The 25,940-nt window shown below is 37.8% G+C and carries 21 protein-coding genes; 17 read left to right on the forward strand and 4 right to left on the reverse strand.

Annotated elements, in window-relative coordinates; translation table 11 throughout:
• The first annotated feature begins 478 nt into the window (after positions 1–478).
• The 8 genes from rfbB to kdsA all read left to right on the forward strand — a co-directional run bounded on the left by rfbB (position 479) and on the right by kdsA (position 9,199).
• Positions 479–1,576, forward strand: coding sequence for a dTDP-glucose 4,6-dehydratase (gene rfbB / locus MTN96_RS35355; protein WP_248534633.1), 1,098 nt, complete (start codon positions 479–481; stop codon positions 1,574–1,576).
• On the forward strand, positions 1,573–2,952 hold the full coding sequence (locus tag MTN96_RS35360; RefSeq protein ID WP_248534635.1) for a capsular biosynthesis protein: 1,380 nt from the start codon (positions 1,573–1,575) through the stop codon (positions 2,950–2,952). Before rfbB ends, MTN96_RS35360 begins: the two co-directional genes overlap by 4 nt.
• Positions 2,953–4,383 carry a hypothetical protein gene (locus MTN96_RS35365; RefSeq protein ID WP_248534637.1) on the forward strand — a complete coding sequence of 477 codons (1,431 nt, stop codon included), beginning with the start codon at positions 2,953–2,955 and terminating at the stop codon, positions 4,381–4,383. It begins immediately after the preceding gene.
• Positions 4,384–4,391: 8 nt separating this feature from the next.
• The gene (locus tag MTN96_RS35370; RefSeq protein WP_248534639.1) at positions 4,392–5,705 is read left to right on the forward strand and encodes a glycosyltransferase family 4 protein; all 1,314 of its coding nucleotides are present in this window, start codon (positions 4,392–4,394) and stop codon (positions 5,703–5,705) included.
• Positions 5,706–5,718: 13 nt separating this feature from the next.
• Complete coding sequence (locus MTN96_RS35375) at positions 5,719–6,384, forward strand: hypothetical protein (protein WP_248534641.1); 666 nt, start codon at positions 5,719–5,721, stop codon at positions 6,382–6,384.
• A gap of 216 nt (positions 6,385–6,600) precedes the next feature.
• A complete protein-coding gene (gene kdsB, locus MTN96_RS35380) occupies positions 6,601–7,353 on the forward strand; it encodes a 3-deoxy-manno-octulosonate cytidylyltransferase (RefSeq protein ID WP_248534643.1) in 753 nt (250 codons plus the stop codon).
• Positions 7,350–8,279: an SIS domain-containing protein gene (locus MTN96_RS35385; protein WP_248534645.1), complete on the forward strand. Its 930-nt coding sequence runs from the start codon at positions 7,350–7,352 to the stop codon at positions 8,277–8,279. Before kdsB ends, MTN96_RS35385 begins: the two co-directional genes overlap by 4 nt.
• A gap of 59 nt (positions 8,280–8,338) precedes the next feature.
• Positions 8,339–9,199, forward strand: coding sequence for a 3-deoxy-8-phosphooctulonate synthase (kdsA, locus tag MTN96_RS35390; RefSeq protein ID WP_248534647.1), 861 nt, complete (start codon positions 8,339–8,341; stop codon positions 9,197–9,199).
• A gap of 123 nt (positions 9,200–9,322) precedes the next feature.
• Here the strand turns inward: kdsA and MTN96_RS35395 are convergent, their stop codons facing one another.
• The 3 genes from MTN96_RS35395 to MTN96_RS35405 all read right to left on the reverse strand — a co-directional run bounded on the left by MTN96_RS35395 (position 9,323) and on the right by MTN96_RS35405 (position 10,715).
• Positions 9,323–9,874, reverse strand: coding sequence for an OmpA family protein (locus MTN96_RS35395; protein WP_248534649.1), 552 nt, complete (start codon positions 9,872–9,874; stop codon positions 9,323–9,325).
• Positions 9,765–10,298 carry a DUF4892 domain-containing protein gene (locus MTN96_RS35400; protein WP_248534651.1) on the reverse strand — a complete coding sequence of 178 codons (534 nt, stop codon included), beginning with the start codon at positions 10,296–10,298 and terminating at the stop codon, positions 9,765–9,767. The genes MTN96_RS35395 and MTN96_RS35400 overlap by 110 nt, the downstream gene beginning before the upstream one ends.
• 183 nt (positions 10,299–10,481) lie before the next feature.
• Positions 10,482–10,715, reverse strand: a complete 234-nt coding sequence (locus tag MTN96_RS35405) for a hypothetical protein (protein WP_248534653.1) — start codon at positions 10,713–10,715, stop codon at positions 10,482–10,484.
• 1,024 nt (positions 10,716–11,739) lie between these two features.
• On the opposite strand from MTN96_RS35405, the gene MTN96_RS35410 reads away from it, so the two are divergent.
• Complete coding sequence (locus MTN96_RS35410) at positions 11,740–12,108, forward strand: GxxExxY protein (protein WP_154945810.1); 369 nt, start codon at positions 11,740–11,742, stop codon at positions 12,106–12,108.
• 1,205 nt (positions 12,109–13,313) lie between these two features.
• Here the strand turns inward: MTN96_RS35410 and MTN96_RS35415 are convergent.
• A complete protein-coding gene (locus MTN96_RS35415) occupies positions 13,314–14,702 on the reverse strand; it encodes an MBL fold metallo-hydrolase RNA specificity domain-containing protein (protein ID WP_248534655.1) in 1,389 nt (462 codons plus the stop codon).
• 314 nt (positions 14,703–15,016) lie between these two features.
• Here MTN96_RS35415 and MTN96_RS35420 point away from each other — a divergent pair, with 314 nt between their 5' ends.
• The 8 genes from MTN96_RS35420 (at position 15,017) to MTN96_RS35455 (ending at position 25,014) form a co-directional block, all read left to right on the forward strand.
• Complete coding sequence (locus tag MTN96_RS35420; protein ID WP_248534657.1) at positions 15,017–16,084, forward strand: HAD family hydrolase; 1,068 nt, start codon at positions 15,017–15,019, stop codon at positions 16,082–16,084.
• Positions 16,084–18,102, forward strand: a complete 2,019-nt coding sequence (locus MTN96_RS35425; protein WP_248534659.1) for a rhamnan synthesis F family protein — start codon at positions 16,084–16,086, stop codon at positions 18,100–18,102. Before MTN96_RS35420 ends, MTN96_RS35425 begins: the two co-directional genes overlap by 1 nt.
• A gap of 6 nt (positions 18,103–18,108) precedes the next feature.
• Complete coding sequence (locus MTN96_RS35430) at positions 18,109–18,993, forward strand: hypothetical protein (RefSeq protein ID WP_248534661.1); 885 nt, start codon at positions 18,109–18,111, stop codon at positions 18,991–18,993.
• The gene (locus MTN96_RS35435) at positions 18,984–20,081 is read left to right on the forward strand and encodes a glycosyltransferase family 61 protein (RefSeq protein ID WP_248534663.1); all 1,098 of its coding nucleotides are present in this window, start codon (positions 18,984–18,986) and stop codon (positions 20,079–20,081) included. Before MTN96_RS35430 ends, MTN96_RS35435 begins: the two co-directional genes overlap by 10 nt.
• The gene (locus tag MTN96_RS35440) at positions 20,081–21,283 is read left to right on the forward strand and encodes a hypothetical protein (RefSeq protein ID WP_248534665.1); all 1,203 of its coding nucleotides are present in this window, start codon (positions 20,081–20,083) and stop codon (positions 21,281–21,283) included. Before MTN96_RS35435 ends, MTN96_RS35440 begins: the two co-directional genes overlap by 1 nt.
• A gap of 245 nt (positions 21,284–21,528) precedes the next feature.
• Complete coding sequence (locus MTN96_RS35445; protein ID WP_248534667.1) at positions 21,529–23,118, forward strand: glycosyltransferase; 1,590 nt, start codon at positions 21,529–21,531, stop codon at positions 23,116–23,118.
• Positions 23,119–23,235: 117 nt separating this feature from the next.
• Positions 23,236–24,141 carry a glycosyltransferase gene (locus tag MTN96_RS35450; RefSeq protein ID WP_248451376.1) on the forward strand — a complete coding sequence of 302 codons (906 nt, stop codon included), beginning with the start codon at positions 23,236–23,238 and terminating at the stop codon, positions 24,139–24,141.
• A gap of 3 nt (positions 24,142–24,144) precedes the next feature.
• Complete coding sequence (locus tag MTN96_RS35455) at positions 24,145–25,014, forward strand: glycosyltransferase family 2 protein (protein ID WP_248451374.1); 870 nt, start codon at positions 24,145–24,147, stop codon at positions 25,012–25,014.
• The last annotated feature ends 926 nt before the right edge of the window (positions 25,015–25,940 follow it).

Genomic DNA, 25,940 nt, shown 5'->3' on the forward strand with positions numbered 1-25,940 from the left:
AGTGCAGCGCGCAGCGCCTCTGTGTTCTCGGTGGTCAAATTGTTTTGGGTTAAGCCCATTCAAGTGATTAAGAGATTATTATCACCACAGAGAACACAGAGAAGAGAAGGAGAAGTAATAGTTACTTGTAGACGCACATTGCTGGCGTTATAAATAACTTCTCAGTGTAGCGCGCAGCGCCTTTGTGCCCTCGGTGGTAGATTTGTTTTTAAATAAACAACGAAAGTAATTTTATCACCACAGAGAACACAGAGAAGAGAAGGAGAAGTAATTATTACTTGTAGACGCACAGCTTGCTGGCGTTAGTAACTTCTCAGTGCAGCGCGCAGTGCCTCTGTGCTGGAATGTTTTTTGGGTGAGTTATAAACCTTACTTTTTAGGCGAGTAAAGTAAATATTTTTGAATGATTTGTAGTTTTGCAACTTACTACTTGTAATGATTAAGTAGGACTGTAGAACCAGATAAAATGGAATAAAAAATGACAGTTAAAAATCTATTAGTAACAGGTGGCGCAGGATTTATAGGTGCCAATTTTGTACATTACTGGCTTGCAAACAACCCACAAGACAAAGTAATAGTGCTCGACGCACTTACCTACGCAGGTAATAAAGCCAACCTTGAGCTAGTAGAAAACAACCCAAATATGACCTTTGTACACGGTGATATCTGCGATACAATATTAATTGAAAACCTTATAGATACACACCAGTTAAATACTATAGTGCACTTCGCAGCCGAATCTCATGTTGACCGCTCAATAACTGGACCAGATGCCTTTATAGAAACAAATATACTTGGTACGTATAGCTTGTTAAAAGCAGCTAAAAAAAAGTGGATAGACGAGCCAAAAGCTTCGGGTAACGAGCCTTTAGCGCACCGCTTTCATCATGTAAGTACCGACGAGGTATATGGCACATTAAGTGCTACTGATCCTGCCTTTACCGAAGAAACCGCTTATGCACCAAACTCACCGTATTCAGCCTCAAAAGCGGCAAGTGACCATTTAGTACGTGCGTATCACCATACCTACGGGCTTGAAGTAACAACGTCTAATTGTTCAAACAACTATGGGCCGTACCATTTCCCTGAAAAACTAATACCTTTAATTGTAACTAATATTTTAAATGACCAGCCACTACCAGTGTATGGCGACGGCCAGCAAATTCGCGACTGGTTATACGTAGAAGATCACGCCCGTGGTATAGAGCTAGTACTTAAAAAAGGCCGTATTGGTGAAAACTACAACATTGGTGGCAATAACGAATGGGCCAACATAGATATAGTTAAATTAGTATGTAAAGTAATGGGCGAAAAATTTGCTGCTAACCCTGAGCTTGCTAAGCGCTTCCCTAATGCCAAATCTGCAATAGAAAACAATATTGAGCAGTTAATTACCTATGTTGAAGACCGTGCAGGGCACGATCGCCGTTACGCAATCGATGCAACAAAAACCAATAACGAATTAGGCTATGTGCCAGCAGAGAGCTTTGAAACAGGTTTTGCAAAAACATTAAATTGGTATTTAGACAACGAGAAGTGGTGGCAGGAATTAATTGCTAAGCAGGGAGCTTTATGAATGTCCTCTTTTTTGCGGAATTGTATCCGATAAGAGAAAACCCGCTAGAGTATTATGAGGTAGCAAAAAGGTTTTCCAGCAGGATAAACGATTATAAATATAACTCTAGAATTGTTTGTAATGACGACATATTTTCGCGTTTATATGCTGAGGGCAGAGTCGCACGTGCACAACGGGTACCGCTGTCCAGTGACATAAAACAATGGATTGATGATAATACAAGCGCTTGGGATGAAGTATCTATAGAGAAGTGGATAAAGTATCTTACAAATCATGAAGAGGTACTGTCTACATATTTAAGTCATATTAAGAAGTATATCTTTGACTTTGATATATTAGTTCTATGGGGCAAAAATGATACCATATCAGCGCTAGCCTCTCAGTTACAATTCAAAGTTATATATATGGAGTTGACTCCTAGTCGTAAGCCTTACTTTGACGGTATATTTGTATCTCAAGATGGTGTGAATGGTGACTTTAAGGCTGCTAAAGAAAAAAAACTCAATTTACTAAAAAATGAATTGCCTGAGACTAAAGAAAGTCTGTTGATTGTTTTGCAATTATATGATGACTTAAATTTTCAGTTGTATTCACCTTTTAATACCCTTAATGACTTTATAACTGATGTTATTAATAGTTTTCCCGTGGAATATTTTGATATTAGTATTAAAAGGCATCCGCACTCATCTATTAGGGACATAAATTTAATAAAAGAAGATAATGCAATTAAGTATGCTGCTGAGCTTGGTATTCAAGAGTATAAAGCAAAAGACGGATATTATATTGAAGATTTTGATAACATTGTAACGATAAACAGTTCAGTTGGTTTCGAAGCAGCGACGAGAGGAAAGAAAGTTTTTATTCTTGGTGAAGCATCATATGCCCATGATATTTTGAGCTACTCTAATTCCATAGGAAAAAAGGATAATGTGACTTCGGACGCTATAAAAAATTCAGCATCCACTTTTGCAAAAAGTTACTTTTTAAAATGGGATGAGTTTAATAGTTATATTATGACAGAGTTTTGTAAGGCGGCGCATATAAAAGATATAAACCCACTAGCAAATCACTTATCAATTATTATTACTATGCCAATAGTCATCAATAAAAGTTCTGTCAGTATAAGTAACTATGCTTTAGATACTGATATTTGTTATGAGGTTAATGAAATAAGTGGATATGTTCATTTCACCGAAAAAAATCATTGCTATGATAAACCATTATTTCTTTTGGAAGTAGTAAATAGCACTATTGTTTCGGGAATGACCTGTAATGACTTTGTTCATTCTTACAAAGTTGTATCTAAAAGTGAAAGTAAAAAAGATTTTATTTTAATAGGGAATTCCCTAAAAGTTATTGGTATAAGTGAGGCTTAAATGAAGATACTACTATCGGATGGTTTTCATATAAATAAACGAAATTTTAAACCGCTATTTGACTTTCTAGATGTAAAAAAAGCACAAGAAATTAGATTTATTAACAATTGGAAGGAAATAGAGTTTAACGGAGCCGTTGGTAACTATAGAGAGTTTGCTGATGACTATGTATTGCAAAAATATGCAAACAAGATTAAAACTAATGTTGATTTAATCGCTAATGAAGATTCACTTAGAAAATATCAATATCAAGGAATTGAAATTTGGCCTCTTATTAAATCAGAGTTAGCTGCATTTACTATAGCTGATGCATATACTAATAAAAACAAATACCCATACACTGCAGACGAACTTTTTGAATATCACTTTAACGAATATCTAAACGATTTAATATTAAATTACTGCGTGGCTTGTTATTGGATAGATAGTTTTAAAGCCAGAGAAAAAGAATTCTGGCAGTGCTCAGCAGCGTTCGTTTTTTCAGGAAGCTATATCTATACTAAGGTGCTGCTAACATTACTAAAGAAAAGTCCTGTTAAGTGCTTTGTAATAGAGTCTTCATTTTTAGGTACTAGCTTTTATTGTGATGAGCAGTATGAACATCTACCTAATAACTATTTGCATCAATACAAAAACTATCGTGAACAAGCTATATATAAGGCTTTCGACACTGTCAAATTGACCAATGACGCTGATAAGCTAGATTATTTAAGAAGTCAGGCTCTAAATAAATTTATGGGAATGAACAATAAAAATGTTAGCCAGCCTAGGCCTTCTAGTGTTCCAAGATTAGATGATATATCCAAGCCTAGCATTTTGCTGGTGTGTCAAGTTTTAAATGATTTTTCTATTTTAGAAAGTGATGGTGTAATTAATTCAATTGAACATTATAAAAAAGTTATAATGGAAATATTAAATGGTACGGACTTTAATATAATTGTTAAAACTCATCCTTGGGAGAAAAGTAAAATACACTTAACAAGTTCGTTTACATTAAATACGCTAAATGAATTTGTATACTCATTAAATGACTCTTTTAAATCTAGAGTGTACTTAGATGAAGATATTAATATTTATCATTTATTTTCTAATGTTTCAGCTGTATTAACTTACTGCTCTCAAGCAGGTATTGAAGCTGCAACTTATGGAAAAAAGGTAATAGTGAATCATGAGTGTTCATATGCGAATGCGGACTTTACAGCTGTATACCAATCGATAAGTGAAATACCAGAATTGCTAAGCAGCAATACTGACTTAGAAGTTGATGAGTTTGAGTCCTTCTTGGACTTTATGATTGCATTTAATTTTATGTCTATAGGAAATGAGCAATCTTCAATCGCAAAGCTTCAATCAAAGCTTTCTATCGCCCCCAAGCTTGCTGAATATCACCGTTCTCTTAATGAAACATCTATTAGTCCATTTTATAACTAGGTATTAACATGAAAATAATCAATTATGTTGTAGGTAAAGACAACAAAAGTAAAATATTTTTTGATATCTTTACGCGTTTATCAAATTATCTTTCATTGAATTATTCAAATGAATACTACCTTGTTGTTACGGAGTTGCCCATCGAGGGGGCTAGTCTTTATCATTATCACCGACCTCAATTCAATGGCGTGACCCATCATCCATCAGTTGTAACTGTGCACCATGATTTAGAAGATACGGATTTATCTTTAGATAAAAATATTTTTTTAGATGAGTATAAAAGGGCTGATTTAGTTATGTGTCTGAATACAAATCAGGCTCAATACTTAAAAGATCATGGTGTTAACAATACTTGTATTATTCCACATGGTTACGATAAACGCTTAGTTGACTACCAAGATAAACCTAAAGATAAGAAAAAGCTAACTATTGGTTTTATTTCTAAAAGATATGGGCGCAGGGTCAAAGGAGAAGTTTATTTAAATGACCTAATGAAGTTTGTAGACCCTGAATATGTAGACTTTATTTTTGTAGGAGCGGGACGTAGAGAAGAGGCAATGCTGGCTCGCTCTTTAGGTTTTGATGTGAAATGCTATGAATATTTACCATATTCAACACTACTAACCCTATACCCTCAAATTGACTATTTACTAATGTGCAGTGACTCTGAGGGTGGGCCAGCAAATATACCAGAAGCTTTAGCAAGTAAAACCCCTGTGTTAGGTTTTAATATTGGTTTAGTTACAGACTTAGTTAAGCATAATGAAAATGGCTTTCTTTTAACAAAAGACGCAAAAGTTGATGGGGAATTTATTGATGTTTTATCAAAAAATAAAGAGTTAACGAAAGCGCTTAATAAAGCTTGGTTTATTTCACCGTCTTTAATTACGTGGGAAGAGGTATTTGAGAGAAAGCTATCCTATTACGAAGAGGTTATCAATAAAGGTGTTTTACATGAGCCTGAAGAAGTTGAGGTTATAAATGTACCCTTTCAAAATGTACGTATGGATTATCAATTACCTAAGGTAATAAAGGCCGAGGAATTAACCACGATTAATATAAGCATTATTAATGATGAGTGTCACTACTCAAAAGAAATAATAACTAATAGTAATATGTATATTGCTATTAAGGTCGATGGTGGCCTTGAGGTATATAGGCAAAGGGTAAATCACGATTTAAATATAGGTTTAACTGTTCTCAAATTCTCTTTTTTATTAAGTAAAGAGTTATCTAATCAAGGGTTTACCATAGATTTACTTTGTGATCATTTGGGGTGGTTTAATTTATCTAGTAAATGTGAAGTTATAAACATTATATAATAAAGGGTATAGAATGATAATTTGTAATGGCTGTTCGAAATCTGGTACGCATATATTGACCAATATCGCTAAGCAATCTGGCTTTGAGCAAGTCGGTGGTACATTAATAAAAAGAAAGCCTAATGCGAAAATGATGATGAAAGGTTCAATGAGTCTTGAGAAAGTTCTAGCTTGTAGTAATTCTTTTTATGTCCACTCTCACATAGCATACTCTCAAGAGGCTTTAAAGACCTTAGAAGGTAATAAGCATTTGTTCATTTATCGCGACGCTAGAAATTTAGCTTTAAGTTGGTTAAGGCATAGAAATCGTGAAGACAGTACTATAGCTGTAAGTACTAAAAATTTAATTAAGCTAATTAAAGGCGGAATGTTTGGTGTATCTATCCCTGACTTTTACTCTGGATTCATTAACTGGATCGCGGATCCTAAAACTTTTGTTATCTCATTTGAAGAAATTACCTCTGGTAATTATAGCTTTTCAAAGCTAGAGACGTTTCTAGAAGTCCCAGCAGGCTCTATAGATAACTCAATATTTGCAAACAGCTCTACGAAAAATAAAGTACATAGTAACTGGAAAGATTTATGGAGTGATGATGTTGAAGCGGCTTGGGTTGAAGCGGGGGGCATTTCTTTAGAGGATAGCATTCAAAGTTTGGCAAACATTAGAAAAGACTCATAAGGCATACAGCCTAATTGCTTTGTTAAATTGTAAATAGCTTATATAAGGCGCAATGCAGCTTTAGTTAATGTAATTAACAATTGGTAGGCGTATTTCAGAGTCTATCTATTTTTAACACGCTATTATCGATTATTAGGGTGTTACAGTATTTTTTGAGTAGTATTGTAATATTCTTTTTGGGAGTAGCAGAAATAATGAATTATACGTATCTTGATTATGATAAATGAAATAAAAGTAGTTATACCTGCTCGCTATGGCTCTAGTCGTTTGCCAGGGAAGCCACTATTGCTTTTAAATGGTAAGCCGATGTATTGGCATGTTGTGCAACGTGTAATTGAGGCCGGAGTCGCTTTAAGTGATATTGTTGTTGCAACCGATGATGAGCGAATAGTACAAAGCGCTATAAACGAATCAATTCCTGTACAAATTACATCATCAAAGCATGTTAGTGGTACTGACCGTATTAATGAAGTGGTTACAACTAATAAGTGGGATGACAATGTAGTTGTTCTTAATGTTCAAGGGGATGAGCCGCTTATTCCATCAGCGTTAATAGCTGATTTGATTTCCTTTAGTATTAATAATAAAGACTACTCAATTACTACAGCGGTAACCCCTATCCAAAGTGAAAGTGATTACACCAATCCAAATGTAGTAAAGGCAATTTTAGCTGAGGAAAATAGAGCTTTATATTTTACCCGTTCAGCTAGCCCATTTAGCCGCGATAACCCAAAAGATTACTCATTAGCTTATAGGCACATTGGTATATATGGGTATAGAGTTTCTGCGTTAAAAAGGTTTTGCACATACCCCGAGTCAAAGCTTGAAGAGTATGAAAAGCTAGAGCAATTACGCGCTCTGAGTTATGGTATGTCGATAGGGGCTATTGTTGCAACAAGCGCACCACCGCATGGTATTGATACAAAAGCAGATTACGAAGAGTTAAAACAATTAATGGCTAATAAATGAATGTAATAAATATAGCTCAAGAAGTGATTCAAACTGAAATTGAAAGTTTGGCATTTATGTCTACTCGAATTGATGAGAGCTTTACTTTGGCTGTTGATGTGATTTTAAACTCCACTGGTAGAACTATTATTTGTGGGATGGGCAAATCTGGAATTATTGGAAAAAAGATAGCAGCCTCTTTTGCTAGTACAGGCACACCTAGCTTTTTTATGCACCCTGGGGAAGCTTTCCACGGTGATTTAGGCATGGTTAAGCCTGAGGATATATTTATTGCTATTTCAAATTCTGGCGAAACTGATGAGGTTTTAAAGTTACTTCCTTTTTTACGCAATAATGGAAACTTTGTTATCGCTATTACTAGTAATATGGAGTCTACGCTTTCGAGAAATGCACAGTGTCATTTAGATATAGCAGTGCCTCGCGAAGCTTGTAAACTACAATTGGCGCCTACATCATCAACTACAGCTACGCTTGTAATGGGCGACGCTTTGACTGTGGCGTTAATGGAAAAAAGAAAGTTCCAACCTGAGCACTTCGCTCGTTTTCACCCTGGTGGAAGCTTAGGTAAACGCTTACTGAGTAAAGTTAAAGATGTAATGGTTACTCAGAACCTACCGATAATCTCTCAAGATGATTCGCTTATCGACGTAATTCATACTATAAGCAGCGGTAAGCTTGGTTTGGCGCTAGTTGTAGATAATGGCTCTGTTATTTCAATTATTACCGATGGTGATTTGCGTCGCACTATTGAACGTTATGAAAAAAGTGCTTTTGATCTAAAAGCTAGAGACTTTGCTAAATTAAAACCACTGTCTATTTCTGAAGACACAGGTGTAGACCAAGCGTTTCAATTTATGGATGAGAAAGGTGTTAATGCTTTGGTCGTTTATAATGCAGGTAAATTGGTTGGTGTAATTAGAAAATAGAGCATTATCATATGGCTCTGTTTATTTATAAGTTTTAGAATAAATTGGAAGTGGTATAAGTGAAAGATAATATAATTAATATTAATGATATTGAGCTGGCAAACGACAAACCATTTGTATTATTTGGTGGTATGAATGTTTTGGAATCACGCGATTTAGCAATGCGTATAGCAGAGCACTATGTAGAAGTAACCTCTAAATTAAATATTCCTTATGTATTTAAAGCCTCGTTTGATAAAGCAAATCGCTCATCAATAAATTCATACCGCGGCCCTGGTATGGAAGAAGGCTTAAAAATATTTGAAGAGATTAAAAATACCTTTAATATTCCGCTTATAACCGATGTGCACGAACCATACCAAGCAGCGCCTGTTGCTGAAGTGGTTGATGTAATTCAGTTACCTGCATTTTTAGCACGCCAAACAGATTTAGTGGTAGCTATGGCTAAAACGGGCGCCATTATTAATGTGAAAAAACCACAGTTTTTAGCACCACACGAAATGCGTCATATCATTACTAAATTTAATGAAGCAGGTAATGATAATGTTGCACTGTGTGAGCGCGGCTCAAGCTTTGGCTACAACAACTTAGTTGTTGATATGCTAGGTATGGATGACATGAAAGCCATGGCACCGGTTATTTTTGATGCCACCCATGCACTACAGCGCCCAGGCGGGCGAGCTGACTCTGCTGATGGACGCCGTGCACAAGCTGCCGAGCTTGCTCGCAGCGGCATGGCACTGGGCATTGCGGGCTTATTTATTGAAGCGCACCCTAACCCTAATGAAGCAAAGTGTGATGGTCCATGTGCATTGGCACTTAGCAAGCTTGAAGGGTACTTATCGCAAATGAAAGCGGTAGATGATTTAATTAAAAGCTTTGCACCACTTGATACCAGTGCGAATAATTTGAAAGCATAATTATCCCTATGTTTATCAATCGATCAATAATAGCAGGTCAATCGATAAAATATTTTATAGCTAAACTAATCATATTAAAATCGCCAGCGCTTTATAAGTACGCTGGCGATTTTAATACCAGCTCTACACGGCGATTTTTTGCCTGTTTTGGTCTGTGTTGTTCATTGCTTCTGGCGCTACTAGGCCTACACCAACGGGGTGTAATCGGCTTGAATCTATTTGGTACTTATTAACAAGCTGGTTTACTACCTCTGCAGCACGGCGTGCTGATAAGTCTTGGTTATAGCTGTAAGCCCCTTTATTGTCGGTATGTCTTACAACGTATAATGACACATTGCTAGCTTGCTCTAAAAATGCTGAAATTTGCGCGAGTTGCTCGCTTGAACTTGGCTTAAGAGAGTGGCTGTCAAAGTCAAACTCAATAGCGTATAGCGATATGCTCCCCGTGCTTTTAATTTGTTTGCCTATGGTGTCGGCATCTACATTTAGCGCCACTTTACTCATTTCGCGCTCTTCAATTATATCAACAACCAGCTCTACTTCTTTATTGCCGTTATATTGAAAGCTATAAAGGGAGGTATAAATATTTCCTTCGGGGGCTTTTTTCTGTTGTAAAAAGATAGAAGTGGCTTTTTCTACTAATATTGTATATGTCGCTTTTATGGTTTTTTGCAAATACGGTATTTTTTAAGTTATCGCGTAAAACCATGTTGCCACACGTTGTTGCCTTGCAGCTGTGTAATATGGTAAACCCAACTTGTTGTAGTGCGTTCATATAATTTTTATATACGGCGTAGGGGCCTACTTGTTTGTCAATAGGGTAATTAACGGTGGTAACTTTGCCCTCAACTCTTTTGGTGGGTATGGTTTTTTTGTACTGGCCAATTATCAACGGGTACGATTCAAAGTCAGTAACGGCAGAGCCAACTAAGTAACTCCCAGGGAAACGCTCAATTAAAGGGTGATCAGAGGTTCCTTTGGTGTCTTTTTTAGGGGCTTTTAAGCTTGTATAATCGAGTGGCTCAATAGCAAAGTTTTGCGCTATTTTTACGCCGCTGCTTGGTAGGGGGATTTCGGTAAGTTGTTCGTAACTAGCCAATAAAGCGTTTGAGTGGTTATTGTGTGCAATAATGGTAATAGCTTGCTCACGTCCGACGATTGGTTTTATTGCCGTTAAAAAGCCAAATCTATTTTTTTACATTGTGTAGGTCCATTCCATACAAATTATTATATCTAAAGCCCTCATTAATGGCGTTTCTGAGCGGTCTTATATTGCAGTCTTTTAACAAAATAAGGGTACAGTGTAGCCCTCATTTTGTAATTTTTGTTTAACGTTGGTTAAGTAATGGGTGTAACTAACTTGCTCTGAGGCATCTACTTTTTGAGCATATACATGGTATTGCCCTTCAAGGGTTTTAAGATGCTTTTTATTTGTATCAATAAGTATGTCTAGAGGTGTATGAGCGTATGAAGCACTTGAGAGGCGTTTGGCGTTAGGAAGTTTATCTATTACCAAGTTAGTTGTACTCGCTATTGTGGGGGGGTTAAGAATAAGCCCGATAACAGCATGAGTGCAGAGTGTTGTTGCTTTTTCATTATTTTCTTCCTTGAAAATATTAAGAAATAAAAATTATATTATTTACGGGTACAAGTAAAGGGAAGCATATTTTGTATGCGGCTAACTTGCTGGCGCATTTAGTTATAATTTCTCGGTGAAGCGCGAAGCGCCTCTGTGCTCTCGGTGGTAGGTTTTTTTGGGGAAGTGATTAAGAGATTATTATCACCACAGAGGGCACGGAGAAGTGAAGGAGAAGCGCTAATTACTTCTCGGTGAAGCGCTCAGCGCCTCTGTGCACTTTAATAAAATGGTCTGGTTAAACACATAAAGTGATGAAGTGATTGTTTTCACCACAGAGGACACGGAGAAGAAAAGGAGAAGAGCTAATAACTTCTCGGTGTAGCGCGCAGCGCCTCTGTGCTCTCGGTGGTAGATTTGTTTTAGAGCAAAGACCTAAAGTAACTGTTATCACCACAGAGGGCACGGAGAAGTGAAGGAGAAGATCGAATATAACTTCTCAGTGCAGCGCGCAGCGCCTCTGTGTCCTCGGTGGTAGGTTTTTTTTGGGGAAGTGATGAAGAGATTGTTTTCACCACAGAGGCCACGGAGAAGAAAAGGAGAAGAGCTAATAACTTCTCGGTGTAGCGCGTAGCGCCTCGATGCACTTTAATAAAATGGTCTGGTTAAACACATAAAGTGATGAAGTGATTGTTATCACCACAGAGGACACGGAGAAGTGAAGGAGAAGCGCTAATAACTTCTCGGTGTAGCGCGCAGCGCCTCTGTGCTCTCGGTGGTAGACTTGTTTTGGGTTAAGTGCACAAAGTGATTAAGAGATTGTTATCACCACAGAGGGCACGGAGAAGTGAAAGAGAAGAGCTATTAACTGCTCGGTGAAGCGCGCAGCGCCTCGGTGTCCTCGGTGGTAAATAAAAAGGTTTATAATTATTTAGGTGCTAAATAAATTTAAGGATTACTATTTATGGAAGATTTGGTGACTCAAACCGTTATTGGTTGCGCTATTGAAGTGCATAAAACTCTTGGTCCTGGTTTGTTAGAGTCTAGTTATGAAAGTTGCTTACTTTATGAGTTACAAGAAGCTGGCTTATTACCTCTTAATCAAGTTGCATTACCAATTAGTTACAAAAGTATAAATATAGATGCAGGGTATCGGTTAGATATACTAATACCTGACAAATTGATTATTGAATTAAAAGCCGTTGATAAGCTGCAGCCTATTCATTCAGCTCAACTTATAACTTACTTAAAGTTAACAGGTATAAAAACTGGTCTATTGATTAACTTTAATCAAGTCCGTTTACTTGATGGGCTGAAACGTATTAGCGTGTAAAGTACGCCGGATCAGTCGGTAAGCTAGGAGAAGATCGAATATAACTTCTCGGTGAAGCGCGTAGCGCCTCTGTGTCCTCGGTGGTAAAAATGGCTTGGGCTAAACGCACAACGTGATTAAGAGATTGTTATCACCACAGAGGGCACGGAGAAGTGAAGGAGAAGATCGAATATAACTTCTCGGTGTAGCGCGCAGCGCCTCTGTGCTCTCGGTAGTCAAATGGTTTGGGTTTAGTGCACAACGTGATTAAGAGATTGTTATCACCACAGAGGGCACGGAGAAGTGAAGGAGAAGATCTAATTACTTCTCGGTGAAGCGCGCAGCGCCTCTGTGCTCTCGGTGGTAGATTCGTTTGGTTAAATGCACAACGTGATTAAGAGACTATTATCACCACAGAGGGCACGGAGAAGTGAAGGAGAAGATCGAATATAACTTCTCAGTGCAGCGCGCAGCGCCTCTGTGCCCTCGGTGGTAGACTTGTTTTGGGCTAAGTTTGTAAAGTGATTAAGAGATTATTATCACCACAGAGGGCACGCAGAAGAGAAGGAGAAGAGCTAATAACTACTCGGTGAAGCGCGCAGCGCCTCTGTGCTCTCGGTGGTAGATTTGTTTTGGGCTAAGTTTGTAAAGTGATTAAGAGATTATTATCACCACAGAGGGCACGGAGAAGTGCTAATAACTTCTCGGTTTAGCGCGCAGCGCCTCTGTGTCCTCGGTGGTAAAAATGGCTTGGGCTAAACGCACAACGTGATTAAGAGATTGTTATCACCACAGAGGGCACGGAGAAGTGAAGGAGAAGATCGAATATAACTTCTCGGTGTAGCGCGCAGCGCCTCTGTGCTCTCGGTGGTAGATTTGTTTTGGGCTAAGTTTGTAAAGTGATTAAGAGATTATTATCACCACAGAGGGCACGGAGAAGTGCTAATAACTTCTCGGTTTAGCGCGCAGCGCCTCTGTGTCCTCGGTGGTAAAAATGGCTTGGGCTAAACGCACAACGTGATTAAGAGATTGTTATCACCACAGAGGGCACGGAGAAGGAAAGGAGAAGAGCTAATAACTTCTCGGTGTAGTGCGCAGCGCCTCTGTGCTCTCGGTGGTAGGTTTTTTTTGGGGAAGTGATGAAGAGATTGTTTTCACCACAGAGGGCACGGAGAAGTGAAGGAGAGGAACTAATAACTACTCGGTGAGCGCCTCGGTCAGTTAAGCTACGTGGCAATCTCAATTTTAATGTCTTCCCCCAGCACCTCTTTATACTTGTTTGCTAATGCATGTTTTGCATTATCATCGCCGTGTAGAATTTTTATATGGCTGGGCTTTTTCTTCATACCTGTTACAAATTTAACTAAGCCGTTTTGATCAGCATGTGCGCTGTAACCGCTAATGGTATGCACCTGTGCGTTAATTGTAATACGTGTATCGTTTATAAAAACATACCCGTTACGTGGGCCATATTTTTGAATTTCACGGCCTAGTGTACCGCGACCTTGGTAGCCTACAAATATTATATCGGTTGTTAAATCATCCAAAAAACGCTCAAGGTAATTAACTATACGGCCACCGGTGCACATACCGCTTGCGGCTATAACAATGGCTGGGGTTTGGTGTGAGCTTAAATAGTTAATAATTGCTTGGTGTTCTGAGTGGCTATTTATAGTGGTTAATGCTTTAAAGTCGAGTGGGTGCCTACCCATTGCTACCTTACGTTTTGCTTCTGCATCCCATAAGTGTTTAAACTTTTTATATTGGTGTGTAAAGTCAGCAGCCATAGGCGAGTCTAGTATTATGTGTATATTACGCCAAGGTGAGCCTTTAGCCGATTGATGTATTAGCTGCTCTAGCTCGTAAAGTAGTTCTTGGGTGCGGCCAATACTAAATGCAGGCACTAACACCACGCCGTTATCTGCAACTGCGCGCTCAATAACGTTTTTTAGTGTGTGCGCGCGCTCTTTGCGGCCTTGATGATTTTTATCACCATAAGTTGATTCAATCACTAATGTATCTGCTTTGTAGGGCACTTTTGGGGTCGGTAGCAATGGGGTGTAAGGTGCGCCTAAGTCACCTGAAAATACCACTCTATGGGTGTTTTTATTATGTTGATTTGAGCTGATTGTATGGGTAATGTCTATTTCAATATATGCAGAGCCAAGTATATGGCCGGCTCGCTGAAACCTCGCCTTTGCAGTTTGCTCCCCTTTGCATGGAAGGGTAAACCATGTTTTAAAGTTAACACTCACAATGTATTTTTGTAGTAAGTTTAGGCAGGCTTTTATAATTTTTGGGTCACGTGTTACACCTACTTTTAAGGCATCTTCAATAACAAGTGGGAGTAAACTTGCTGAGGCGGGAGTTGTAAATATAGGGCCTTTAAAGCCAGCTGCCAATAAATAAGGTATACGCCCTACATGGTCAATATGGCAATGAGTTACTATTAACGCGCTTATATACGTAGTATTAAATTCTATAGATAAGTCTACTTTTGCGTCTTCTCCTTGAAACAACCCACAATCAATTAATATGCTAGTTTGTGGGTTAATTACTAGCTCATGGCATGAGCCTGTTACGCCATTAACCGCTCCGTGGTGAAGTATTTGCATAATTCTTCTGCTGTGTTTATGAGGCTAAACTTAAACCTAGTGTTAAGTATTAAAATAGGCAAATACAATTTAAGGCAGGTGAAGTTGGTTAATTATTGCGGTAATTGTGAGTTTTTACCTAAAAGCTTGATTAATGATGAGCTGAAAAATGAGCTTTTACGCTTTAAATGCTTATTTTTAGTTGCAATTAAAGCAATATAGTTTACTCACATTGTATTGCGACCTACAATACACTTTGCATAATTTTAGGGTGTATTTTTAGGTATTTAACACCACTATATTTTTATCAATTTATTCAGGTGTGGTGTACATATATGGCCAACAGTGCAATGTCAGTAGTAAATCAGGCGCAATATTCCAACTTTGGCTCTACTTTTTTAGGGCCTGTACTTAGTTTTTTTTCTGAAAAGTTATTGCTTAATCAGCCTCAGGATACGCCAATTTACTTTTTAGCTCGTGAAGGCTATTGGCTACAACGAGCTTATAACCAATATTTACATGGTGCTGGTAAGCAGCGCAACAGCTATTATTTATTGGCCTCTCGTGCATTTTTATTTAAGCTATTACTTAGCGATGAACGTAGCTACATGTTTTCCCTAAAAGGTGATTTTTGCGGTAGCTTTTATAGTTTAATGCGCACCCGTTTTTTACTTTCAGATGCAGAAATTACTACTTTATTTACAGAACAGGTTTTCAATAGCCAAATAGATCTTTCAAAAGATAAAAATAAAGTCGTTGCTATGTTAAGCGCTAGCCGTGATAAAATAGATTTACTTTTAGCGCCAATTAAGTGTGCTTATTTGGCGTATTTAGAGTCTATAGAGGTTACTTCTCAAAGCACATTACACTTAGTAGATTTAGGCTACTCAGGTACTATTCAGAGTTTATTAGGCATACTGCTTAACAAAAATACGCATGGGTATTATTTGATTTCTTCTAACCCTGGTTCGCATAAAATAGCTGGCACAAGTGCTTTTATGCAGGGGTATTTAAAAGAAGGGGTAAAAATAGGTGACGGTTACTTACCGTTAGATCGCTCAATGTTTTTAGAGTCATTGCTAACAGCACCTAACGGGCAGTTTAGAGATATAAAATTTAATACCCTTAATCCTAATAGTTTTGATATGTATTACGGCCGAAAAGTTGCTTCGCAACGCTATTTTTACCTTTTAGAGCAAGTTATGGCTGGTGCTTTAAGTTTATGTGGGCACAATGCACAGTATGCAATTAGCTTTACACCTAACGAGCTAGAAGCTCTACTAGAAAGCTATTTAGCAAAACCTAATATGATTCCTCATGCAGTTAGACATATTTTTGACATCGATGATGATGTAGCGGGTAATGGTACCGTTAATGCAATTCAATTTTTTGGTTTAGGTTAATGATCAACAAACAATTTATAAAAAAAACAGCGCCAAGCCTGTTTAACTTCGTAAAAAACCAACCTTTTTTATTTAGGGTTGCAAAAGGGGTTGAGCGTAGGGTTGTTGCACGCCAGTATGTAAAAAGTAGAGCTTTGAATAAGTCTTACTCTCAAAAAGAGTTTAATTTACTGCTAAATACTGCAAAGGCTAAAGGCTTGTTTGATAGTCATTGGTACAGTGCTAATCAATGCCGTGTGTTTAGTTGCGAACAAGAAGCCTTTGAGGATTACTTAAATAAAGGGACTTTCAGTTGTATTAACCCTAGCCCTAACTTTGACACCGAGCTTTATTATAAATGTAATACAGATATTTATTTACACGGTGAAAATGCTTTAGTGCATTATATGGCTCACGGCGAGCAAGAGGGCCGGTTAGCCATGCCCGCTGCGCGCAAGTGGTACCCAAAAGCTATTAGCTCAACCGCAGATGGCACACCTAAAAGTAAAAAGATTGCCATGTGCTTTCATGTTTTTTATGGTGAGTTTATAGATTATTACGCCAACTGCTTGGCTAAATACGAACAGCAGGTTGATGTATTCATAAGTGTTGCCAGCGACGAACTTGCTAGTAAAGCACAATCGGTTTTTAATGCCTGCCCTAAAATAAATAAGGTGACAGTTAAAGTTGTGCCTAATCATGGGCGCAATTTTGGACCTTTACTTGTTGAGTTTGCTAAAGATTTACAAAATTACGATTTGTTTTGTCATATGCATTCTAAAAAATCGCTTTATTCTGGCCGCGCTCAAACACAATGGGCCGATTACCTAGGCGAATACCTTTTAAAAGACCAGCACGTTATTAAGCAAGTTTTAAATCATTTTGACAATAACCCAAATACGGGAATTTATTACCCAACCTCGTTTTGGATGATGCCTAATTGGGTTAATCATTGGCTTAAAAATAAACCTCATGCTAAAAAAATGGCTAACGAGTGGGAAATAGAGTTAACCGATGATTTTATTGCTTATCCTGCTGGTGGTATGTTTTGGGCAAGGCCGCAGGCACTAAAGCAGCTATTAAATAAGCCGTACGATTACGATGACTTTCCTGGTGAACCTTTGCCTAACGATGGCTCAGAGCTCCATGCTCTTGAACGTTTAATTGGTTTGCTTGCGGAAAAAAATGGCTATCAACAGTTATTTTATTATCCTACCTCGGGGCAGTTTACCCATGATAAAAGTTTTATATTGTCACAGTATGTTAATAGTGCTGAGGGTTTAACTCATCAACTTAATAGTTTTGAACATATTAGTTTTGACGTGTTTGATACGTTAGTAAGACGCAAATATCACGCGCCAGACTACGCTAAGCTGTTGCTCGGAAAGAATTTAGTAGAGCAGGGTATTGTTTTAAATGCGCACGAGTTTGTTAAAGCCCGTAATAATGCCGAGTTTGAAGTTAGAAAACAAAAAAGCTTTGTAGGTGATGTATCTATTTTTGAAACGTATTTACATTTGGCTAACAGTTATAACTGGACCGTTGAGCAAGCTAATAGCTATGCAGAGCAAGAGTTTGCCTACGATTTAGAAATGATTTTGCCTAAAGATGAAATGGTCGATTTGTTTAACCATTTAATTTTATCAGGCAAACAAGTAACGGTTGCTTCTGATACGTATTATACACAAAAACAAGTGGCGCTTATGCTTGCAAAAGTAGGTGTTAGTGTAGGGTTTAAGCTATTGGTCTCAAGTGAGCTAGGTAAACGAAAAGACAATGGCACACTATGGCAGCATATTAAAGAGAGCCTTCCTGAAGGGCAAAGCTTTATACATGTAGGCGATAATGCTGTAGCCGATGCACAAATTCCAGGTGACTTTGGGCTGCAAAATTTACATATTTTAAACCCTCTCGATAAATGGCATGCTGCAGGGTATGCAAATCCGTTTGTGGGTGACTTAAGCTTAAACGAAGCACAAATTCTTAAATGGGGTGTGTTAGTGAGTGATTTTGGCCGTTTTCCGTTTTTAGGTGAGTAGTAATTAATGTTTGATACTTTATATTTGCATATTGGTTGGTCTAAAACCGGTACGTCAGCAGTACAATTTCAGTTAGATTTACAAAAAGAGACCTTAAAACAGCAAGGGATTTTATATTCCACGCTGTTACAAATGAACGACCAAGCGCATCATCATTTTGCTTTAGCCTTTGCGCCTATTCATGGCTACCCTGCAAAGTACAAAATACCAGAAGTGCTTGATTTACTTGAGCAAGAAATACGTGATAACGAGTGTCATTCCGCACTAATCTCTAGTGAGCTATCGCCTTTTTATTTTAATAACCCTCGTTTTAAGCAATGGGCTAAAAAGTTTAAAAAAGTGGTGGTGATTGGTACTGTAAGGCGTCAATCAGATTTACTTTTATCATTGTTTAATCAGCTAGTAAAAGATCCACAGGTTAGGTATCAGGGCCGTTTTTTTCAAATGGCATTAAATAACTTTCCGCGTTTAAATTACTTTCAGCAACTTAACCGTTGGGCTTCACAAGTAGGAAAAGAAAATATTTGGCTGGTTAATTACGACGATGGGGTAGTTGCCTCGTTTTTGTCACTATTTGACCTTAAGCTTAAAAGTACTAACGATAATGTAGTAGTAAATAAATCGCTCCCTACAAGTGCTTTGTTACTCATGCAAGAACGCACAGCTGGTATTACCGATGTGGCACATTACACGCGTATACGTGACGAGCTAATAGCTGAAATTAATGCCTACCCTGAGTCAAAAAAGCCTACCCGACTTTTATTAAGTAAGGGGGAGTTACAGGCTTTAAATGCACACTTTACAGGCCCAAACCGACGTTGCGCTAAAGAGTTTACAAAAAATGATGAGCTGTTTGCACAAAAGCCATGTAAGGATGTTTTGTGTTTTTAACTAGATTAAAGCATTCCTTAACACCTAAAAATAGTCAGTTTATTATTGATGATATTATTAATAGAGGCGAAAAAATAACAATAAAAAGGGGGGCTCAATACCCACCAGTAACCGTACCGCAGGCTGTTTCTAATCATGCCCGCTTTCGTGGTAATGCGTTTAAACAAAAAGGGGTCTCTGTTTTTGCATCAAATAATGCTATGGCGTGTTTAGATGAAGAAAAGGGCTTTTTTAGCCACGGCAAAGTGGTAAATGGTTTTAGCTATAAAGCAGCTGTTGATAAATTAAATAGTGCTAAAGATTATGCTGACTATTCTAAGTTTAAGGTACTTGATTTAACGTCTCCTGGCGGTAAGTTTTATAGCCATTTTATGTTTGATGTTTTACCTAAAGTACAGGTTATAAAATCGTTGGGCATAGACTTAAACTTTTTTGATAAAATAATTATTAACTTTAAGGATTTACCTTTTATTAAAGAGGCGTGTGAGCTGCTTAAAATAGACTTTAATAAAGTAGAAGGCAGAAATGCCCAAAATAGAATATTAAAGTGTAACTGTTTTGTGTCAGTAAGTGAGCCAAGGGATGCGCTTTATACGTCTGATTGGATTGTTGATTTTATTCGTGAAACGTTTTCCTCTAACTTACCAATCAGTACAAGTACGTCTATATATATTAGTCGTAATTTAGGTAGTAAACGAATAATTACAAATGAAAATGAGCTTTTAGACGAACTAAATTTAGCCGGGATTAATACAGTATATTGTGAAAAAAACACGGTAAAACAAAATGCTAAAGTTTTTAGAGCTGCAAGCGTAGTTGTTGCCCCGCATGGTGCCGGTTTAGCTAATATAGTATTTTGTAGGCCGGGTACCACCGTGGTTGAGCTTTTCTCGAGCCATTGGTCAGATGAGTTTTGGAAGCTTTGTATCGCGTGCGGCCTTAATTATATACCTGTTCAAGTGGAACGCGAAAACGGTACAATGGCTGATTTGGCAACACTTGATTACGCTAATTCGTATTTAAAATTAAATGCTGAAAATATGCGGGTTAATAGTTTACTGAGTTTATTTAACTGCTCTGAAAATTAATGAAAACAATTATTCATATTGGCCCTCCTAAAACGGGGACATCTGCTATTCAAAAGTGGCTAAAAGATCATGCCGACTGTTTAATGTCTAATGGGGTGTATTATCCCGAACATCAACAAGATAGTAATGGTATTAGTTCAGGTAATTTTTTATCTGTTTTTTCTGCACATAATGGTGATTATGTATATAGCCCGCAGAAGCTGCAAGATACAATAGCTAAGGCACAAGCTGCAAACTGTCATACGCTCTTATTAAGCTCTGAGTTCTTTTTTAGCCGTTTACCTACGCTACTAAAAGCGATTCCAGATGCGCAGTTTATTGCATATGTTCGTAACCCAGCTCAGTTGCACGAGTCTCACTATAACCAGTCGGTTAAGCGCCATGGTAATACTGCGGTAATAAAAAGAGCTGAGACGCTACCTATGCACACGCTAAAACGCTTGGGAGAATACGGGCAACAGCTTGGTAAAAAGCTTACATTAAGAGCCTATCATGACGATTTGTTTGTAAATAAAAGCATTGTATGTGATTTTTTAAGTGTAGTATTTAATAACAATGATATTGATTTCGATGTAAAGGCCCCTGAACGGGTAAACCCAGGATATTGTTTAGAGGCTCTTGAAATTAAACGGTGTTTTAATTACTACGAGTTAGGCCAATATGCAGGCCGATTAGACAGAGTGCTACAGGCTTATGATAAAGGTATAAAACAATTTACTTTTGTTGGTAAGCATCAATTTAATGACTATAAAAGGCAGTCTATTCGTTGGATAGAGAGGCTTGCAGAGCAAGCACCTTTTGAGCAAGCAGAAGAGCTTATAGCTGTAATACAAAAGCAGCCCCATCAACACTTTTTTAAGCAAGAAGTTTCTAAGGCGCAATGTATAGATGTATTTAATTTTATAGCCTCACAAGATCGGGCTTTATTAAAAAGTTTAGCTTTGTGCGTCTATGCTCAGCCACAGGTAGAGGATAGATTTCCTTTTGTGGCTGCATTGTTTGAAACGGTTCGGCCAAAAGAAGCTTTACCCAGTTTTATACAATACACTAAAGATGCTATTTACAGCCGTTACCCCACGCTAATAGTAAACAGCGAGAAAACAATAAATACAAAAAAAAATGATTTCAGAGGCTATGTGTGTAACTTGCTTCAGGTGCGCTTCAGTTTAATGGCTTATATTAAAGCGTTACTAGCGTCTTGATAAGGTTGATATTTGTGCTGGCTGTCTTTATCGTTCATTGCTACGGGACTACTTAATTGCAATTTGTCAGAAAATTAATAGCAAACTTAGCTAAGTTTATTATTAACTATACCCCTAATACATGGGTTGAAAGTATTAAAAAACACCCTAAATTGGTTGCAGCATATAGTAATAATTTACATAAAAGCGGTTTGATGTATCAGCTACAAACTATAGAAGAGCAAAAAGCGTCTTACTTGGCTTATATGAAACATCAAAACGCTCAGATGTCGGCACAAATAAAAAGTAGCGGAAATAAGGTATGCGAAAGTATGCTACTTGTATGTGTTGAGCAATGTAACAGCAATGAGCTATTTGTTACTTTGGAATCTATAAAAGCTCAGCGCCTGCCTTTTTCTAACGTAATTTTTTGGTGTAAAAATGCAGACGAAAAGCATTTAAATAACTTTTTGCCAAAGCATTGTAATTTTGAGTTTATTGTTACATCTGATCTGGTTGGCGATGCTCGACTGAATAAAGAAAAAACTAAAGCGAGTTTTATTGTATATAGTGGAGACAAACTAGATAGTTATTTAACGCTTGCATTAACTACTCATATAAATTTAGATGCGCACTTAGCTTATTTTGATACAGATAAGCTCAATGCCGCACAAATAAGAGAGTATCCCGACTTTAAGCCGGATTGGAACCCAGATCTACAGTTAACAGCGGGTTATATTAATTCGGGTATTTGGATTGTAAAGTTAGCTAGTTTTGCAAAAACGTGCGGGCCTTTGAGCAAGTTCAATGTAGTAAAGTATTTAGCTTCTTGCTATTTGGAGAATATTTATTCAACAATTCAGCATATACCGCTTGTAATGCTTTCACGACCAACTAATATTATAAGTCTTGATAAAGCAAAGGCTTTACTTGAACCTATGTATAACGATGTGGCATCGATAATAGATACTAACAATGCATTACCCACTCTATCTTTACGGTGGCATTTAGAGTGCGAGCCTTTAGTATCTATAATTATACCAACGCGCAATGCTATGGAGCTAGTTCGTGCGTGTATTGACTCTATCTTAAAAAAAACAAACTATACAAATTATGAAATACTATTAGTAGATAACAATTCGGACGATAGTGAGTCTATACGTTATTTTCACAAATTGAACGAGCACCCTAAAATTACGCTTTTATCTTATGATAAACAATTTAATTATTCGGCGATAAATAATTTTGCAGCCAAAAGAGCTAAAGGAGAAGTGCTCGCGTTAGTCAATAATGATATTGAAGTTATTAACCCCGATTGGCTTTTAAATATGGTGAGCCATGTTATGCGCGATGACATAGGCTGTGTAGGTGCAAAATTATTATATTCAGATAATCGTATTCAACACGCAGGTGTAGTAATGGGTTATGGTGGCGGCGCTGGTCATGGGCATAAGTATTTTCCTGGTGATCACTACGGCTACATGAATCGCCTTATTGCTACGCAAAACTATAGTGCTGTAACTGCTGCATGTTTGCTTATTACACAAAAAGACTTTTGGGCGGTTGAAGGGCTAAATGAAGAAAGTTTAGCAATTGCTTTTAATGATGTTGATTTGTGTCTAAAAGTGCAACAGTTGGGGCGGCGCAACTTATACTGTGCAGAAGCAATTTTATATCACCATGAGTCGGTTTCAAGAGGCCATGAAGATACACCTGAGAAAGTTTTGCGCTTTAAAAGTGAATTGGATTACCTGAAGGCTACGTGGTCAGAGGTAATTAAAGCGGATCCAGCTTACAATCCAAACCTTACTCTAAAAAGAGAGAACTTTGCTATTAAAAGTATTAGGGAAGCATAGGTAATTTTTTGTAGGTGTTTATTATTTACATTTTTGAATTAAAGCGCTTAATACGATAGAATAACGAGGTTTATAATGACTGGTTCCATCAGGTTGTTTACCCTTAAATGAGAGATTATGAGCCCAACCTTGAATTCAGATAGCCAGTTTATTATTAAAGCACCAGCCTCTTTACCTAATAAAGCAAGTATTGTATGTGGTATGTCTGTCTACAAAAATGATAATGTAGAATGGGTACAGCAGGCATTAGAAAGTGTCATAAATCAAACCGTGGCACCTGATTTATACATGATAGTTATTGACGGAGAGGTATCGGACTGCATTTTCGACTATTTATTAAAAGCCGCGCAAACCTACCCCAATGTTGTGATAGTCCAGGGTTTAAAAAACCAAGGGTTAAGTACATGTATGAATTATATTATTGACTCTACTATTGCTTTACATCCAAAGTACTTTTTTAGAATGGATGCTGACGATATTTGTGTACCTACTCGTTTTGAAAAGCAGATTGCTTTTTTAGACGCAAACCCAGAAGTTGACGTATTAGGTTCAGCTTTATGGGAGGTTGATGAATATGGAAATAGAGCCGGCATTCGTCGCTTACCTCTTACGCACACTAAGTTATTACTCGCATTTTCAAGACGCTGCCCTATAAATCATCCAACGGTCGCAATTAGATATAGTGTGTTTTCGCGTGGCCATCGTTATTTAACAAATATGCTTAATACACAAGACTATTTTTTTTGGATTGCTTTGGCCAAAGATGGATGTAAGTTTGCAAACGTTAAAGAGCCTCTTTTACATTTTAGGCGTATAAATGGCTTTTATAAAAGGAGGGGCCGTGGAAAATCGGTCAATGAATTTAAAGCAAGATTATTAGCGATGAACTCGCTTAAGCAAAAGTCACTGCAAAACTATTGTTATGCTTTGTTTGTGTTGGTTTTAAGGATGATGCCTTCTTGGATTATAAAAGTAGCCTATAAAGCGGATCGTTTTATTTTGGGCTTAAATAAGCGCAATTAAATTATGATCGGAGCTGTTTTAGTCGTGTATAAACCCGACTTAGCGCTTACTGAGCGCCTGTTAACTCGTTTATATGGACAAACTAAAGAAGTGGTTATTGTAGATAATAGCCCGACCCCACACGACTTTACCAAAATAATTAGTCATTATCACTACATTCATCTAGCAGAGAACTCAGGTATAGCTTCTGCGCATAATGCTGGATTAATTTACTTATTAAAGGAAGGTTGCCAGTACGCGGTATTGCTTGATCAAGATAGCTTAATTCCGAGTGACATGGTATTTAATTTAAGTAGTTTGATGAAGGCTTCTAACAAAATTAAACAGAATGTAGTGGCTATAGGTCCGCGTATTAGGTGCAGTTTCTCAGACAAAAAAGTAAACCCTCGTATCCAAAAAGAAGTATTTGAATACGATGAACTAGTTGGTGTTACTCAAATAATAGCCTCAGGTATGATGATTGATTTAAGCGCCTTAGATCAAATAGGTTTAAAAGATGAGTCATTATTTATTGATGGTGTAGATCATGAGTGGTGCTGGCGAGCGCGCAGTATGGGCTTTGATATAGCCAAGGCTAAAAATATAGAAATGGTGCATAGGCTTGGCGATTCACGTAGTAAGTTTATTGGTGTTACTTATAAAGTAGGCGCGCCAATTAGGCTTTATTATCAATTTAGAAATATATTGCTTTTAAGTCGCAGGCCTTATGTGCCAATGTACTGGAAACTCAGATGCTTATTTTTTATGCCTGTAAGGTTATTTTTAAATTCGGTTATGCAACAAAATAGGCGCAAGCGTTTGGTGTTTATGCTTAAAGGTATTGTAGATGGGGTACTAGGCCGAAAAGGGCCGTATAAATCGAATTGGAAGTAAGTGAGCGAAAGACTAAGCGTTTGGGTTAAGCCCATAAAAAATGAATAGATTGTTATCACCACAAACACAGAGAAGAGAAGGAGAAGTAAATAGTTACTTGTAGACGCGCAGCTTGCTGGCGTTAGTAACTTCTCAGTGTAGCGGGCAGCGGCTCTGTGCCCTCGGTGGTCAAATTGTTTTTAAATAAACGATGAAAGTGATTTTATCACCACAGAGAACATAAAGAAGAGTAGGAGAAGTAATAGTTACTTGTAGACGCGCAGCTTGCTGGCGTTAGTACCTTCTCAGTTTAGCGCGCAGCGCCTCTGTGCTCTTGGTGGTCAAATTGTTTTGGGTTAAGCCCATTCAAGTGATTAAGAGATTATTATCACCACAGAGAACACGGAGAAGAGAAGGAGGAGATCTTTCTTAGTGTAGTGCGCAGCGGCTCTGTGCCCTCGATGGTAAAATTGTTTAGGGTTAAGCCCATTCAAGTGATTAAGAGATTGTTATCACCACAGAGAACACGGAGAAGAGAAGGAGAAGTAATAGTTACTTGTAGACGCGCAGCTTGCTGGCGTTAGTACCTTCTCAGTTTAGCGCGCAGCGGCTCTGTGCTCTCGGTGGTAAAATTGTTTAGGGTTAAGCCCATTCAAGTGATTAAGAGATTATTATCACCAAAGAGAACACGGAGAAGAGAAGGAGGAGATCTTTCTTAGTGTAGTGCGCAGCGGCTCTGTGCCCTCGATGGTCAAATTGTTTTGGGTTAAGCCCATTCAAGTGATTAAGAGATTATTATCACCACAGAGAACACGCAGAAGAGAAGGAGAAGATCTTTCTCAGTGTAGCGCGCAGCGCCTCTGTGCTCTTGGTGGTCAAATTGTTTTGGGTTAAGCCCATTCAAGTGATTAAGAGATTGTTATCACCACAGAGAACATAAAGAAGAG

The organism is Pseudoalteromonas sp. 2CM28B (assembly GCF_023161935.1).

Coding starts and splice junctions, on each gene's coding strand:
- rfbB (WP_248534633.1), top strand. CDS start 479: ATGACAGTTAAAAATCTATTAGTAACAGGTGGCGCAGGATTTATAGGT.
- MTN96_RS35360 (WP_248534635.1), top strand. CDS start 1,573: ATGAATGTCCTCTTTTTTGCGGAATTGTATCCGATAAGAGAAAACCCG.
- MTN96_RS35365 (WP_248534637.1), top strand. CDS start 2,953: ATGAAGATACTACTATCGGATGGTTTTCATATAAATAAACGAAATTTT.
- MTN96_RS35370 (WP_248534639.1), top strand. CDS start 4,392: ATGAAAATAATCAATTATGTTGTAGGTAAAGACAACAAAAGTAAAATA.
- MTN96_RS35375 (WP_248534641.1), top strand. CDS start 5,719: ATGATAATTTGTAATGGCTGTTCGAAATCTGGTACGCATATATTGACC.
- kdsB (WP_248534643.1), top strand. CDS start 6,601: ATGATAAATGAAATAAAAGTAGTTATACCTGCTCGCTATGGCTCTAGT.
- MTN96_RS35385 (WP_248534645.1), top strand. CDS start 7,350: ATGAATGTAATAAATATAGCTCAAGAAGTGATTCAAACTGAAATTGAA.
- MTN96_RS35410 (WP_154945810.1), top strand. CDS start 11,740: ATGGAAGATTTGGTGACTCAAACCGTTATTGGTTGCGCTATTGAAGTG.
- MTN96_RS35415 (WP_248534655.1), bottom strand. CDS start 14,702: ATGCAAATACTTCACCACGGAGCGGTTAATGGCGTAACAGGCTCATGC.
- MTN96_RS35420 (WP_248534657.1), top strand. CDS start 15,017: ATGGCCAACAGTGCAATGTCAGTAGTAAATCAGGCGCAATATTCCAAC.
- MTN96_RS35425 (WP_248534659.1), top strand. CDS start 16,084: ATGATCAACAAACAATTTATAAAAAAAACAGCGCCAAGCCTGTTTAAC.
- MTN96_RS35430 (WP_248534661.1), top strand. CDS start 18,109: ATGTTTGATACTTTATATTTGCATATTGGTTGGTCTAAAACCGGTACG.
- MTN96_RS35440 (WP_248534665.1), top strand. CDS start 20,081: ATGAAAACAATTATTCATATTGGCCCTCCTAAAACGGGGACATCTGCT.
- MTN96_RS35445 (WP_248534667.1), top strand. CDS start 21,529: ATGAAACATCAAAACGCTCAGATGTCGGCACAAATAAAAAGTAGCGGA.
- MTN96_RS35450 (WP_248451376.1), top strand. CDS start 23,236: ATGAGCCCAACCTTGAATTCAGATAGCCAGTTTATTATTAAAGCACCA.
- MTN96_RS35455 (WP_248451374.1), top strand. CDS start 24,145: ATGATCGGAGCTGTTTTAGTCGTGTATAAACCCGACTTAGCGCTTACT.